Source organism: Roseivirga sp. 4D4 (genome assembly GCF_001747095.1).
GTDB lineage: Bacteria > Bacteroidota > Bacteroidia > Cytophagales > Cyclobacteriaceae > Roseivirga.
This window is the reverse complement of the sequence record NZ_MDGP01000001.1, coordinates 1,942,508-1,957,684: the sequence shown is the minus strand read 5'-3', so window position 1 is coordinate 1,957,684 and position 15,177 is coordinate 1,942,508. Positions and strand designations below refer to the sequence as shown.

Annotated in this window: 15 protein-coding genes; 12 read left to right on the top strand and 3 right to left on the bottom strand. The window is 42.1% G+C overall.

Features of this window, described 5'->3' with window-relative positions; genetic code table 11:
• Window positions 1-88: 88 nt before the first annotated feature.
• Window positions 89-1,150, bottom strand: coding sequence for a D-alanine--D-alanine ligase family protein (locus tag BFP97_RS08450; RefSeq protein ID WP_069842003.1), 1,062 nt, complete (start codon window positions 1,148-1,150; stop codon window positions 89-91).
• A 133-nt stretch (window positions 1,151-1,283) separates the two neighbouring features.
• Between BFP97_RS08450 and BFP97_RS08445 the strand changes: the two genes are divergently transcribed.
• From BFP97_RS08445 to aroF, 12 genes are all read left to right on the top strand, one after another.
• Window positions 1,284-2,561, top strand: a complete 1,278-nt coding sequence (locus tag BFP97_RS08445; protein ID WP_069842002.1) for an Nramp family divalent metal transporter — start codon at window positions 1,284-1,286, stop codon at window positions 2,559-2,561.
• A gap of 56 nt (window positions 2,562-2,617) precedes the next feature.
• Complete coding sequence (locus tag BFP97_RS08440; protein WP_069842001.1) at window positions 2,618-3,517, top strand: endonuclease/exonuclease/phosphatase family protein; 900 nt, start codon at window positions 2,618-2,620, stop codon at window positions 3,515-3,517.
• Window positions 3,518-3,587: 70 nt separating this feature from the next.
• Complete coding sequence (locus BFP97_RS08435; RefSeq protein WP_069842000.1) at window positions 3,588-4,310, top strand: hypothetical protein; 723 nt, start codon at window positions 3,588-3,590, stop codon at window positions 4,308-4,310.
• Window positions 4,311-4,708: 398 nt separating this feature from the next.
• On the top strand, window positions 4,709-6,109 hold the full coding sequence (locus BFP97_RS08430; RefSeq protein ID WP_069841999.1) for an anthranilate synthase component I family protein: 1,401 nt from the start codon (window positions 4,709-4,711) through the stop codon (window positions 6,107-6,109).
• A gap of 80 nt (window positions 6,110-6,189) precedes the next feature.
• Entirely contained in the window at window positions 6,190-6,762 is a 573-nt protein-coding gene (locus tag BFP97_RS08425) for an anthranilate synthase component II (protein ID WP_069841998.1), read from the top strand.
• Window positions 6,763-6,850: 88 nt separating this feature from the next.
• Window positions 6,851-7,837 carry an anthranilate phosphoribosyltransferase gene (trpD, locus tag BFP97_RS08420; protein ID WP_069841997.1) on the top strand — a complete coding sequence of 329 codons (987 nt, stop codon included), beginning with the start codon at window positions 6,851-6,853 and terminating at the stop codon, window positions 7,835-7,837.
• 96 nt (window positions 7,838-7,933) lie between these two features.
• A complete protein-coding gene (trpC, locus tag BFP97_RS08415; RefSeq protein ID WP_069844245.1) occupies window positions 7,934-8,725 on the top strand; it encodes an indole-3-glycerol phosphate synthase TrpC in 792 nt (263 codons plus the stop codon).
• 24 nt (window positions 8,726-8,749) lie between these two features.
• Window positions 8,750-9,109, top strand: coding sequence for a hypothetical protein (locus BFP97_RS08410; RefSeq protein WP_069841996.1), 360 nt, complete (start codon window positions 8,750-8,752; stop codon window positions 9,107-9,109).
• Window positions 9,110-9,127: 18 nt separating this feature from the next.
• Window positions 9,128-9,763 (top strand): phosphoribosylanthranilate isomerase, encoded by a 636-nt coding sequence (locus BFP97_RS08405; RefSeq protein WP_255399418.1) that lies wholly within the window; start codon window positions 9,128-9,130, stop codon window positions 9,761-9,763.
• A 53-nt stretch (window positions 9,764-9,816) separates the two neighbouring features.
• On the top strand, window positions 9,817-10,998 hold the full coding sequence (gene trpB, locus BFP97_RS08400) for a tryptophan synthase subunit beta (RefSeq protein ID WP_069841995.1): 1,182 nt from the start codon (window positions 9,817-9,819) through the stop codon (window positions 10,996-10,998).
• 89 nt (window positions 10,999-11,087) lie between these two features.
• Complete coding sequence (gene trpA, locus BFP97_RS08395) at window positions 11,088-11,861, top strand: tryptophan synthase subunit alpha (RefSeq protein WP_069841994.1); 774 nt, start codon at window positions 11,088-11,090, stop codon at window positions 11,859-11,861.
• Window positions 11,862-11,909: 48 nt separating this feature from the next.
• Complete coding sequence (gene aroF, locus BFP97_RS08390) at window positions 11,910-12,923, top strand: 3-deoxy-7-phosphoheptulonate synthase (RefSeq protein WP_069841993.1); 1,014 nt, start codon at window positions 11,910-11,912, stop codon at window positions 12,921-12,923.
• Window positions 12,924-12,991: 68 nt separating this feature from the next.
• Here the strand turns inward: aroF and BFP97_RS08385 are convergent, their stop codons facing one another.
• Together BFP97_RS08385 and BFP97_RS08380 are read right to left on the bottom strand one after the other, a co-directional pair.
• Window positions 12,992-14,407 (bottom strand): energy transducer TonB, encoded by a 1,416-nt coding sequence (locus BFP97_RS08385; protein WP_139135237.1) that lies wholly within the window; start codon window positions 14,405-14,407, stop codon window positions 12,992-12,994.
• On the bottom strand, window positions 14,370-14,978 hold the full coding sequence (locus tag BFP97_RS08380; protein WP_255399416.1) for an RNA polymerase sigma factor: 609 nt from the start codon (window positions 14,976-14,978) through the stop codon (window positions 14,370-14,372). The genes BFP97_RS08385 and BFP97_RS08380 overlap by 38 nt, the downstream gene beginning before the upstream one ends.
• Window positions 14,979-15,177 lie beyond the last annotated feature (199 nt).

The following is a 15,177-nucleotide window of genomic DNA, read 5'->3' as shown; positions in this document are numbered from 1 at the left end:
TTTCGTTCCTTAAAGCAATATCAAGCATATTTTTCTAAAAAGTCAATAAACTAGTATTAATAAATTAATACGGTTTACAGCAAAAGACTCACTTTACAGCTTGTGCAACGATTTTGAGCTGTGCATCCCTTTTATATCTTTCTATGCCGAGCTCTATAAGAATATCAATCAATTCTGCATACGGGATACCAGTTGCTTCCCACATTTTCGGATACATACTGATGCTTGTAAACCCAGGTATTGTATTAATCTCATTAATTAAAATATCGCCTTCGTGAGTCACAAAGAAGTCGACTCTGGAAAGTCCTTCGCAGCCCATGGCCTGATAAGCTTTGATGGCAATTCGTCTTACATCCTCTAATTGCTGATCGGTAAGGTCAGCTGGAACTTGAGTAGAAGATGCATCTTTGTCCACATACTTGGATTCAAAGTCATAGTACTCAGTGTTCATGATTACCTGTCCGGGAAGAGAGGCTTTTGGTTTTTCGTTCCCTAAAACTGCACATTCAATTTCCTTACCAAGGATCGTCTTCTCGATCAACACTTTACTATCATAGGTTAGCGCTTCATCAAGTTTCTCCAGATATTCCTCTTCGTTTTCCACCTTGAAAACTCCCACTGAAGAACCGAGGTTAGCCGGTTTTATGAAAAGTGGAGTGCCTAAATCCATCTCAAGTTTCTTGAAGCCGGGTTTATGCTCCGGTGTGGCCACGGCATATGGCGCAATACCAATCCCTGCATCTCTTAGGATGCGCTTGGTCATGTCCTTGTCCATGCAGGCAGATGATGCCATCACATCACAACCAACAAAGGCCACATTCATCATCCTGAGATAACCCTGAATGGTACCATCCTCACCAAAAACACCATGTAGTACAGGGAAGACCACATCCAAGGTTTTTAATACTTTGCCAGTATCTGTTGCTAAAATTGAGGTCCCATGCTCACCAGGTATGAGCGTTATCGCTGTAGATTTGTTTTGATCCAAATCATCTACCAACGACCAGTTGCCTTTGATGTCAATGTGTATCAATGAAATGGCGTATTTGTCTTTATTTATCTGATCCAGAATACTTCTGGTAGATAGTAGTGAGATTTCGTGTTCTGTGGATTTTCCTCCAAAAACTATGGCCAATTCAAGCTTTGACATGGTCAGCAATTATTCTTTGTTTGAAGAACGTCAACTGATTACAATTTTCATAAATAGCCGTTCATTTTTTTGAAAAGACTGGGAGGAGGTTCGGTTGAACGATCATGGTTCGGTTAAATTTGTATCTTCCACGATGAAATCGAAGTTCTGGAATTTCATTTTTTGGTTGGTAATCGCAGCCGCATTTATTGGACCGGGAACCGTGACCACGGCCGCTTCAGCCGGAGCCAATCATCAATACCAATTATTGTGGGCCTTACTCTTTTCTACACTTGCCTGTGTGGTCTTACAAGAGGCAGCGGCAAGGGTCAGCATTGTTACAGGTTTGAGTCTTGGTGAGGCAATTAAAAGCCGCTTTGAATCATCAAGTCTCGTTTGGTTTATTGCTATTGCGGTGTTCCTGGGGTGCGCTGCCTATGAAGCAGGTAACATTCTTGGGGCCATTTCAGGACTGGCCTTAATCATTACCGGACCACCCACATGGATTTTTACCATTGTCATTGTGGTTGTTGCTGCAGCGGTACTTTATAAAGGAAGCATAAATAAGGTGGCCAATTTTTTGGGGATCGTTGTCGCCATTATGGGCTTAGCTTTTTTGTATGCAGCTTTGAATTTGAAAATTGATGCGAGTGCCTTTTTTCAAGGTCTTTTGATCCCGCAGATTTCAGAAGAGAGCGCATTACTTACCCTCGGTTTGGTGGGTACCACCATAGTTCCTTATAACATTTTTCTAGGCTCAGGACTGGCCAAAGGACAAACAATAAAGCAAATGCGTTCAGGCATGATACCGTCAATAATTCTCGGGGGGATTATCTCCATGGCCGTATTAGTGGTTGGTACCTCACTTAATGGCGAGTTTGGCTTTGGTAACCTCTACCAGAATCTAGTCTCGAATTATGGCGCATTGATGGGTATCGTTTTCGCCATTGGACTATTTGCCGCAGGTTTCACTTCAAGCATAACAGCTGCTCTTGCAGGTGCTATTACCATAAAAAGCGCAACTCAAACACAACCTGATGAAGCCACTTGGAAATTCAAACGAATTTGGATGTTGGTCCTTTTGACCGGGTTGGTTTTTGGCGTTTCGAATATCAAGCCGATACCTGTGATCATTCTTGCACAGGCAGCTAACGGGTTAATATTACCACTTTTGGCTTTTATACTTTGGATGATGGTAAATCGCGCTACCATCATGAAGGATAACCAAAACAGCCTTTGGCTTAATGTATTTATGGCCATTACCGTTTTTGTCACCGCCATGCTCGGCTTTATAAATGTTTTTAAAGCTGGGTACGCTGTGTTTGGTGGTCAATTTTCATTTGCGGGCAACACGCAATTAGTCATACTCAGCTTGGCCCTGATCACTTTGGTCTTTGGTCTCCTAAAAGTTCAGAAGGAGAGAATAGCTTAACGAAACCCTAAAAGCAGAACCATTTCAATTCACTTTACACCGATTATCTTTGCTCTATGAAAAAGAGTTTTTGGTTATTCCTTATTGCAGTGATTTTTACTTCCTGTGGAGGAAGTGATGATTCTACACCAGATAATGACGACAATACACCCATACCTTTGTCATTGGCTAATTGTTCTGTCACAGTTTCCAGTGAGACCTTCGATATTCTGACTTGGAATATTGAGCAGTTTCCAAAGACAAATGCGACAGCTGATATGGTTGAGCAAATCATAGAGATATATGATGTTGATGTAATTGCCTTGCAGGAAATAACGAGTACCGGTGCCTTTGACGCACTGGTTTCAACCTTAGGGGGTTGGTCGGGCTTTGTTACACAGTTTAATGGAAGCAATCTAATGCTTGGGTACCTCTATAAGGAAAGTGAAGTCACGGTGGATGGAACCCCAATGAATCTTTATGAAGAAGCCTCTACTGAGAATAACAATGCATTTACAGCTTTCAGAAGACCGTACCTAATGAAGGTCAATCACACCAATGGACTTAGTGTAAATCTGATCAATGTTCATTTAAAATGCTGCAATGGTTCTCAGGATAGAAGGAGAGCTGCATCTGACCTCTTGAAGGCATATATTGATAATAATCTGGCTTCTGAGGAGGTGTTAATGTTGGGGGATTACAATGACGACATTATAGATACTGACAATGTATTTCAGGTATTCCTGGACGATCCACAAAACTACAAGTTTACTACATTACCGGTTGCAGAAGGTCCGAGTAATGGCTGGTCATATCCATCCTTCCCAAGCCAAATTGATAATGTGCTTATTACTGATGAGTTGTTCGACAATGAGATTTCTACTGAGGTGATCTCTGTAGATAACTGTGTTTCTACCTATGATGCTGTTATATCTGATCATAGACCAGTATTAGTAAGGCTGAGGGCCGATCAGTAGGAAGATTCGAATCTGGTTATCTGATCACTTTGGCACAAAGATTGTCTAAAGAGGGTAAACCTATTAGACAATGCAAAAACTCAAATTATTAATCTCACTATTTTTTATTGGTCTGGGCCCAGTCATGGCTCAAGGCTTTGTAGAACCCTTTTCTGATTTTGTCAGTAACAGGGAATGTTACGTTATCACAAACGATGGGGAAACCATCATAGGGCGTCTTGGAGGCGCTACTGAATCCAGAGGCTTTATTACACGGCTAAGGATCAGGGATGAAGACGGTAAGCTTTATAAATTCAAAGCTGAAGACATTCAAAGGTTTGCCATTCGGCCAGGGTCGTTTGCTAAGCTGTCGACCCTATCAGAAAAGTCAACTTCTGTGAGGCACATCCTAAATACTGATCAGAATGATATATTGGATCGTGAGTGGATCTATTTCGATGCACAGAATATGCCTCGAAGAAAGAACAAGATCGCACTACTTCAACTATTGAACCCGGGTTTTGATCAATACATCAAAGTATATGATCATCGCAATGGCTCTAAGTCTATGCCGATCGGTGTTCAAGGGGTCGCACTAGTAGGAGGTGAAGAAAGAACTTATTGGGTTGTGAAGGGAGAAGGCAAACCAATGATCGTAAGAAAGGCTTCTTTCAAAAAGTCCTTTGCTGATTTGTTTGCCGATGAGCCTGACTTGATTAAAGGTCAGAGAAGAAGACCCAAGTTCAGGGATTTTGCGGGTCATATTCAATCCTACAATGAAATAAAATATCGTTCGATTGAAAGCAGAAATTAATCAAGACCGCCTTCGGGCGGTTTTTTATTGGATTTCGTTCGTCATGGAATTGACTAACTCATCACAGATTTTTACCTTTTCTATCAAATTCTAAAATTTCCATTTGCTTTAAAAAAATCCTTTTCTACATTTGACGCAATGAAAAGAACAAACAGATATAACGCTTGGTGGTGGCACGTAACGGAACTCCCATAACGTGAACTAAGTGCTATAGCTAAAAATATAAATCAAAAGCCTGCAGTTCATGCAGGCTTTTTTCGTTTCAGGACTTTCGTCATTGCGAGGGAGTTCGTAGAACGACCGCGGCAATCTCATTAAAGTGGGAGATTGCCTGCCTGTCGGCAGACAGGCTTCTCCCGATGAATCGGGATCGCAATGACAAAGAATAAAAACAAGTAATGATTAAGCTTAATACGACATATAAGAAACTGCTTGCCGATACGGTCACACCAGTGAGTATCTACTTGAAGCTGCGCGATAAGTTCGAGAATCCGATCCTCTTGGAAAGTTCGGATTATCATGGTGCAGATGATAGCTTTTCCTACATCTGCTGTGAGCCTATCGCTAGGTTTGAAGTGAAAGACAATCACTATAAGCAGTCTCTGCCTGAAGGTATAACCGAAGGTGAGGTTCAAGGGAGTGATGTAATGCAAAAACTGGATGAGTTTGTTGCCTCTTTTCAAGCAGATGAGAACCCATTCAAGTTTATTAATAATGGACTCTTTGGGTACATAGGCTATGACGCAGTTAAGCATTTCGAGAACATTCCTGTCGGAAATCATCAAGAGGATGAATATGGTATTCCTGATATTCTATACCACGTCTATCGCTACGTGATCGCCATAGATCATTTCAAAAATGAGCTCTATATCTTCGAGCATTCGCCAGAAGGTTCGGCACCCAAAGGTCTTGAGGCAATCGAGAATTTGGTCAATAATAAAAATTACCCTTCCTACGAATTTGCACCTGCACAACAAGAGTCCTCCAACTATAATGATCAGGAGTTCCTAGAGATTATTGACAAAGGAATTCAGCATTGCTTCAGAGGAGACGTGTTCCAGATCGTCTTGTCCAGAAGGTTTCAGGATAACTTTTCGGGTGACGAATTCAATGTCTATCGTGCATTGAGATCGGTAAATCCATCCCCTTACTTATTCTACTTCGACTATGGTAGCTACAAGATCTTCGGTTCTTCTCCAGAAGCCCAATTAGTGATTAAGGATCGTAAGGCTACGATACATCCTATTGCCGGAACCTTCAGACGAACGGGAAATGATGAGGCAGATGCCGAATTGGCAAAAAAACTTCATGAAGACCCCAAGGAAAATTCAGAGCATGTCATGCTCGTAGATCTGGCACGAAATGACCTAAGTCGTGCAGGTTCTAATGTGGAGGTAGATACTTACAAAGAAGTCCAGTATTTCTCTCATGTCATTCATTTGGTATCGAAAGTAACTGGGACCCTGAGTGATGACATGAGCGAAACGAAGATGATATCAGGCACCTTTCCAGCAGGCACGCTTAGTGGTGCGCCTAAAGTGAGAGCCATGCAGTTGATCAACGAGTATGAATCAACAAGAAGGGGCTATTACGGAGGAGCCATTGGCTTTATGGGTTTCAATGGAGACTTCAATCACGCGATTATGATCCGGTCTTTCTTAAGCAAGGATAATACACTCTTTTACCAAGCTGGAGCTGGAGTTGTGGCCAAATCGAACCGGGAATCTGAGCTTCAGGAAGTTAATAATAAGCTGGCGGCATTACGTAAGGCGATAGAGCTGGCAAAAGAGATAAGATAAGCCTCCCTAAATCTCTCCAAAGGAGGGGCTTTTCCCTTCTCCCTTGGAGAAGGGTTAGGGATGAGACCAAAGAGGAAACAATGAAAATATTAGTACTAGATAACTACGATTCGTTCACTTTTAACCTGGTTCACTACTTAGGGGAGCTGGGTTATGCCGATCATATGGATGTTTTTAGAAACGACCAGATTGACCTTCTGAAAGTTGGTGCATACGATAAAATATTACTCTCTCCGGGTCCAGGCATTCCTAAGGAGGCAGGTATTATGCCGGAGCTCATCAAAATGTATGGTAAAGAAAAGAGTATCCTGGGTGTCTGCCTGGGACATCAGGGCATTGCCGAGGCCTACGGTGCCGAGCTGTTTAATATGCCAGAAGTGTTACATGGCGTGTCGAGCGAAGTGCAGGTGACTAAAACTGATGATAGGCTATTTAGTGGTCTTCCGCAGACTTATAAGATTTGTCACTATCACAGTTGGAATGTGGATAGGGAAAAATTAGGTGACCAATTGGAAGTAACAGCTATAGACGAGTATGGTGAAATCATGGCCATCAGCCATAAGGAGTATGATGTGAAGGGAGTACAATTCCATCCAGAATCGATTATGACAGAACATGGGCATCAATTGTTGAAAAATTGGATTAATAATTAAACGTCTTCGCGAGGAACGAAGCGATCCCCCAAATAGATAGGGAGATTGCTTCTCCCGATGAATCGGGATCGCAATGACGAACTAAAAAATGAAAGAAATACTAAACCAACTATTCGAGTACAAGTCGCTTGACAAAGCCACCGCCAAGGAGATTTTGAAAAACCTGGCGCAAGGTGAGTATAACCAAAGTCAGGTAGCGGCATTCCTTACAGTGTACCTGATGAGGAGTATTACTGTTGAAGAGTTAGAAGGCTTCAGAGACGCTATGCTGGAATTGTGCGTGCCTGTTGAAATTCCTGAGTATGATGCCATCGACCTGTGTGGAACGGGAGGTGATGGTAAAAACACCTTTAACATTTCAACGCTATCGTCATTTATTGTGGCTGGGGCTGGCCAGAATGTGGTTAAACATGGAAATAATGGAGTGTCTTCTGTTTCAGGATCTTCGAATCTGATGGCACACTTTGGCTATGAGTTTACAAATGACATTAGCAAACTGAGACAAAGTCTTGACGAATGTGGATTGTGCTTTCTACATGCACCACTTTTTCATCCTGCTATGAAGAACGTTGCTCCAATTAGGAGAGACCTTGGGGTCAAAACTTTCTTTAATATGTTAGGGCCAATGGTAAACCCATCTTTCCCTAAGAAACAGCTGGTAGGGGTGTTTAGCTTAGAGTTAGCAAGACTCTATGGCTACCTGTATCAAAAGACCGATAAGCACTTTGTGATTTTACATGCACTAGATGGATATGACGAAATATCGCTGACTGGCGGGTTTAAGAAGATTTCTAATGGAAATGAGTCCATTATCAATCCTGCGGACTTGGGTTTTGAAACCATAAGACAAGAGCAAATTCATGGTGGAGAAACCGTTGAGGAGTCGGCAAAAATCTTTGAGACGATTTTGAAAGGAGATGGAACTACTGCACAGAATAATGTGGTTATCGCGAACGCGGCCATGGCCATCCAATGTGGAAAAGGTGTATCGACCGATGATGCTTTGGGCATGGCAAGAGAATCTTTAGAAAGTGGTAAGGCACTTAGGACATTTAAAAGAATATTGGAATTATAAAATATACGTCACTGCGAGGAACGAAGCAGTCTCCCAAATTAGACAAGGAGATTGCTTCTCCCGATGAATCGAGATCGCAAAGACGAAACGAGAAAAATGGATATACTAGAAAAAATCATAGCGCACAAACTCACCGAGGTAGAGAATAGAAGAGCGCTTTTCCCTGAAAAACTACTCGAACAGAGTGTGTATTTTGAGGGCAAAACTGTCTCTTTGAAGAAATACCTACTGAGAGAAGACAAGTCAGGTATCATTGCTGAGTTTAAGCGCAAGTCGCCTTCTAAAGGAATGATTAACTCTCATGCCAAGGTTGAAAGAACCACCATTGGTTATATGCAGGCAGGAGCCTCAGCACTTTCGGTTTTAACGGATACTGAGTTTTTTGGTGGTAAGAACGAGGACTTGAGTGAGGCTAGAAAGTACAATTTCTGTCCAGTGCTTAGAAAGGATTTTATCATTGATGAATACCAAATCATTGAGGCCAAGTCAATCGGTGCGGATGCCATTTTGCTTATAGCCGCGGCACTTGCTCCTCAAAAGCTGCAATCATTGGCCTCTTTTGCCAAGAGTTTAGGACTTGAAGTCCTGATGGAGGTACACAATAGGGAGGAGCTAGAAAACAACTTGATTGAACAGCTCGATATTGTTGGAGTAAACAACCGAAATTTAAAAACCTTCGAGACAACAATTGAAACTTCGAAGGCTTTGGCTTCGGCAATCCCTGATGTTTTTGTGAAAATATCTGAGAGTGGGATTAGTGATCCAGAGTCAATTGCTGACTTGAGAGGTTATGGGTACAAAGGCTTTCTTATTGGAGAAACCTTTATGAAAACTGCTAGACCGGAGGTTGAAGCTCGAGAGTTTATCTCTCGGCTTCGCAAATTATGAATGAAGAATGAAGAATGATCAATCATGAGTTTCGGTAAGACCATATTGGAAGAACTTTTTAAACCACCTAAATCAAGAAAGCAGGCCTTGATTATCCATTTTGACTATGGAAAAGACTCGCCAGACGACTTCGATAAAATGAGAGACGGACTAGATTCATTGGTTGAAAAGTCCAATTTGGGAGAATATGATGGACATGAAATTGCCATGGATTTGTCTGATGGGTCGTTCTATATGTACAGTACAGAAATTGAGGCATTGTTTAAGCATATACGAAGCTATCTTTTGAGTCATGACTTCATGATTGGAGCCAACGTCTACATGCGCTTTGGAGAAATCGGTAGCGGAGCGAAGGAGATAGAGTTTGAACTACATCCTGATTGAACATTAAACATTAAAAGATTGAATATTAGACTAAAGGTTTGTGGCATGCGAGATAGTAAGAATATAGTGCAATTGCTTGCGCTAAAACCTGACTATATGGGGTTTATCTTCTATAATAAATCACCTCGCGATGTCCAAGAAGTACTGGATGCTGAGTTGCTAAACAACTTTCCAAAGGAAACTGAAAAGGTAGGAGTATTCGTAAATGCTGATCTGGAAGAGCTAAAGGAGAAGGTGGGAACTTATGGTTTAGACTACGTTCAACTGCATGGTGATGAGTCTGTCGAATATGTTGCAGAGCTTTTTGCTGTGGGAATAAAGGTGATCAAAGTCTTTTCAATTGGTGAGGCCTTTGACTTCAGTGGTTTAGACCTTTATAATCCCTTTGTCGACTTCTTTTTGTTCGATACTAAAGGAAAGGCAAGAGGAGGTAATGGTGAAGCCTTTGACTGGGAGATATTAAAAAGCTACAATCAAAAGGTGCCCTTCTTCCTTAGTGGCGGCATTGATTTAGATAATGTATATGCCTTAGAAGGGTTTGGCGAAATGAACATTCATGCCATAGATGTGAACTCTAAGTTTGAGTTAGCTCCTGGGCTAAAGGATATAGAAAGAATTGAACAACTAACATCGTCACTGCGAGCCTGCTTCTAGCTAGACAGGCTTCTCCCGATGAATAGGGATCGCAAGGACGTAAAAGAATTGACATGAAAGTAAAAGTTGACGAGAGAGGGTATTACGGAAATTTTGGGGGAGCCTATATCCCTGAAATGCTATACCCTAATATGGAGGAGTTGAGAGACAACTATGAGCGAATTATGCAGTCCGAAGACTTTCAGGAAGAGTTTCAGTCACTGCTGAAAGACTTTGTTGGAAGGCCCACTCCATTGTATTTCGCTAAGCGGCTCTCACAAAAGTACGGGGCTAAAGTGTACCTAAAAAGAGAAGATCTCTGCCATACTGGAGCTCATAAGGTAAACAATACGATAGGTCAGATTCTAATGGCCCAGCGTTTAGGTAAAAAGAAGATCATTGCAGAAACTGGAGCAGGCCAGCATGGAGTAGCCACAGCCACAGTCTGTGCGCTGATGGGTGTAGAATGCATCGTTTATATGGGAGCTGTAGACATGGAACGTCAAAAGCCAAATGTCGAACGCATGCGTATCCTTGGTGCAGAAGTTCGGGCAGCGGAGAGTGGCAGTAAGACCCTCAAGGATGCTACGAACGAGGCCATGCGCCACTGGATCAACAATCCAACAGATACACACTATATCATAGGATCCGTGGTTGGACCTCACCCATATCCAGAAATGGTTGCTCGCTTCCAATCGGTAATTAGCGAAGAAATTAGAAAGCAATTGCTTTCACATGAGGGTACCGAAAAGCCAAATTATGTAGTCGCCTGTGTAGGTGGTGGTAGTAATGCCGCTGGAGCCTTTTTTCATTACTATGACGATGAAGACGTGCAATTAGTGGCTGTGGAAGCTGCGGGTCTAGGAAACGATTCTGGAGAGTCTGCGGCAACAACCGTACTGGGTAAGCCGGGTGTACTTCATGGAAGTAAGACACTGCTTATGCAAACTGAAGATGGACAAGTAGTAGAACCTTACTCAATTTCAGCAGGCTTGGATTATCCAGGTATTGGCCCAGTGCATGCACATTTGTTTGAAACGGGTAGGGCGCAATTCTACAGCGCCACCGATGAAGAGGCCATGCAAGCAGGTATTGAGTTAAGCAGGCTTGAAGGGATAATTCCGGCCATCGAAACGGCTCATGCTTTTGCAGCATTAGACCGAATGACATTTAAGCCCAATGATATCGTAGTCATCAACCTTTCAGGTAGAGGAGATAAGGATTTGGAGACTTATATCAAATGGGGAAAGTATTAAATGGGTAATGAGATAGGAGTAGTGAGTATTGGGACGTCACGGTACCCATTACGCAATACTCAATACGTACTACGCAATACGCTTATACAATGAATAGAATAGAACAACTTTTTAATAGAAAATCAGAACGGGTACTGAACGTGTATTTCACGGCTGGTTACCCAACCCTAAACGATACAGTCAGTATAATGCAGAGCTTGGAAGCATCCGGTGCAGACCTAATCGAAATAGGTATTCCGTTTTCCGACCCAATCGCTGATGGTCCTACCATTCAGGAAAGCAATGGTATTGCACTCGACAATGGAATGACCTTGAAGCTCCTTTTGGAACAGCTAGAAGGGGTGAGGGAGAAAGTCAATATCCCGATTATCCTGATGGGTTATATCAACCCCATCGTTCAGTACGGTATTGAGGCTTTTTGTCAAAAATGTGAAGAAGTGGGAGTCGATGGATTGATTCTACCAGACCTACCCATGTTCGAATACCTTGAAGTCTACAAGCCTTTATTCGAGAAGCATGGTCTCCTGAATATCTTTTTGATCACTCCACAAACTTCCGAATCGAGGATTAGGGAGATTGATGAAAACTCAAACGGCTTCATCTATATGGTTTCTTCTGCAAGTACCACAGGAGCCAAGACAGGAATAAGCCAAGATCAGGAAGCCTATTTCTCCAGAATTAAGGAAATGAATTTGAAGAACCCAACCTTGATCGGTTTCGGGATATCCAATAAAGAAACATTCGATAAGGCATGTGAAAATGCCAATGGTGCTATTATTGGAAGTGCATTTATTAAAGCAATCTCCCAAGAAGGAGAGGTGGCGAATAACATTAATGAATTTATTCAATCTGTAAAGGGTTAAACAAACTGAGCTTGAAGCTTGTGGCTCATAGCTCGAAACTTATAAGAAATGATCATACAATTCGAACAAGAAATAGAAGAGAGCCAAAAAGAGGCAATCATTAATAGAGTCAAAGGACTCAAATACAAACCAACCGAAGTGAAGACCCAAAAAGGGGATTACCTGGTAGGTACAGGAAGCAAGGAATTCGATATCAGATCTATCGGATCAATGGAAGGAATAAAGGACATCCATATTGTATCGGATGGTTTTAAACTTGTTTCCCGTAAGTGGAAAGTAAATCCTACAGTAATAGATCTTGGCGATGGTGTGGTTATCGAAGAAGGCGGATTCCAAATCATGGCAGGTCCTTGTTCTATCGAAGGTGAAGATCAGATCCGCAAGACCATTGCGCATCTAAAATCTCAGGGAATTTCCATTATGAGAGGAGGGGTTTATAAACCCAGAAGTTCGCCATATGCCTTCAGAGGCTTGGGAATTGATGGACTGAAAGTGTGGTATGAGTTGGCCAAAGAAGCCGGAATGAAAATCATTACTGAGGTAATGCAGGTTTCTCAGATTGCTGAAATGGATCCTTATGTCGATATCTACCAAGTAGGTGCTAGAAATACGCAGAATTTCAACCTGCTGGACGAATTGGGGAAGGGCACCGACAAGCCCGTAATGATTAAGCGTGGTATCTCTGGAACAATTGACGAGCTACTTTCTTCAGCCGAATATGTCTTTAGTGGCGGCAATGAGAGACTCTTGCTTTGCGAAAGAGGAATTAGAACCTATGAGAAAGCCACTAGAAATACGATGGACCTGAATGCAGTTGCTGTACTGAAGGAGAAAACACACCTTCCGGTAATTGCAGATCCTTCACATGGTATTGGCATAAGAGCGCACGTTGAGCCGATCGCTTTGGCAAGTATTATGGCCGGTGCTGATGGAGTGATTTTTGAGTCACACGAGATTCCCGAAGAAGCGTATTCAGATGGACAACAGACTTTGAATTACAATGAGTCAAATCGTCTAATCGATCGTATGCGCAAGACTTTTGAGTTGAGAAAGAGTTTCTAGCCTACCTAAACCCCTCCAAAGGAGGGGCTTTTCCCTTCTCCTGAGGAGAAGGGCTAGGGATGAGGCTCCTAAGGCCTAAACCTTACTCTGATCTTAACTGTGGAACTGACGGGGCGTTTGTCGACTCCTTCTGTTCTTGGATTCCACTTTGGTCCATCTTTTACCAAGCGGATGGCTTCTTCATCACAACCATAGCCCAGGCCCTTGATAATCTTGAAGTTTGAGAGCTCACCGATAGCACTTACATCAAATTCAAGCGTAACCCTACCACGTATTTTCTGTTCTTTGGCTGCTTCAGGGTATTTAAGGTTTCTTCGGAGGTAGCGGTTAAAGGAGGTAAATCCTCCTTCAGGTTTAGCAGACGCATAACTGGATAAATCCATGTTTGGGTCATCAGAAATTAATGATAAATCTCCAGTTTCGACTTTCGATATCGAAAACGCTAGTTTCTTTTCAGGTGTAGCTGCAGCTACACCTGTAATAACAACCTCTCCTAAACTGGTAAAATCTGGCTCTAAAGTTACATTTAAGATGCTATCACCGGTAATTGGAACTTCCCGAGTCTGATAACCGAGAAACCTGAAAACTAAAGTGTCTTTAATATTAATATCATTGATGACGAATTGCCCTTTAGTATCAGTTGGCGTTCCAGTGGTAGTTCCTTTTTTGAAAACGGAAACAAATGGAAGTGGGAAACCATCATCTGCAGTCAAGACTTCGCCACGTATTGTGAGTGATCGAACTGTGCCTTGGTTCGCCTCAAAAGCAGTGTTTCTCAATGCTCTGCTGGTCTGTGAATTCTGTTTTCTCTTGCTTTGAAGGGATAATTCTGGACTGGTGTCAATATCTGTGGACCTTTTTAGCATACTATCTACACTGCGCTCAAACGAGGTCATAGGTATGGTAATTTCTTGAGTAGACTCTGCTTTAATTCCTGCCACTTTTCCGCGAAGTGGAGATGGCTGAGTAACAATTTCTGGCTCCAGGGTTTCATCACTTTCAGAAAGATCAGGTTCTCCCTCTTTGACTATCTCTGGTTCTTTTTTTGATTGTTGACCAGCTTGATTGTTATCTGTCTCATTCGAAACACTGTCTTCAGGTAATTCAATATCAGGCTTCTTTGCCTCACTTAAATCTTGTGTTGGAAGGGGAGGTTGGTCATCCAATAAATAGAATAAACCTACAGAGGTGATCAGTAGGAGTGCGATTGCAGCTACTCTTCTGTATAACGTCCAGAATGGAGCAACCTTAGAGTCCGTAGCTTGATCCAATCTTGCAGTCAATTCATTAAGGTCTGCGGAAAGGTCAGCCAAGCCAAGGGATTCAATCCCTTCCATGCCCTCTGCATACAAAGGATTTTCAAGCATCAACACTTCCACCTGATGCATTTGCTCAGGGGAAAGTTTACCAGTATGGTAAGCCTCTATGACCTCAGGTGTTAACCGATCAATATGTTTGTTCTTCTTGTCCACGGAGTTTCTCAATACATAATTTCAAATTCCTTCGTCCATTCTGAAGGTAGCTTTTGACTTTCTTCATATCGTAACCTGTCATGTCACAAACCTCTTGGTAACACTTTTTGTCAAGGTAAAACAGCTTAATGCATTGTTGCTGTTCTTCGTTTAATCTATCAATACAAGTACCTAACTTCTCAACGTCTTCCTCAAGTCCTTCATCTTCATGATGCGCTGCAATGGATAATTCCATAAAATCAGTTCCATTAACAATTTGAGCTTTCTCATTTTGACTGGATTGTTTCCTGAGAAGCATGAGGCATTCATTTTTTGTAAGTACATGAAGCCAACTTTTAAAATTGACTATGTCTTGACCTTCAAGGCGGAGCAGTAGCTTTTCGAATACCTGCATTGTCGTATCCTTAGAAGCCTCCCTCTCTTTCAAATATTTCAGGCATACACCATAAACCAAGGGCATATAGCGCTTGAATAGCAAGCCCACTAACTCCTTGTCCTTACTTCGCTTGTAAGCCGAAATAAGCTCTAGATCAGTGATTTGGTCGATATGTAGTGCTCTGTTTTTCAAGTTGGTGTTAGCCAAAACCGAAAGTTGACGTCATGCTGAACTCGCCTGTCTGCCGACAAAGGCAGGTTTCAGCATCTATTCAATTAAGACCCTGAAATGAATTCAGGGTGACGTTGAGATTAACCTGATTCAAAACTATTTGAATCAGTCTTCTTCACAATGTCAATAATTTTTTTCTCAAGTATTTATGGAATCAAGTTCCATGCCGCATCAT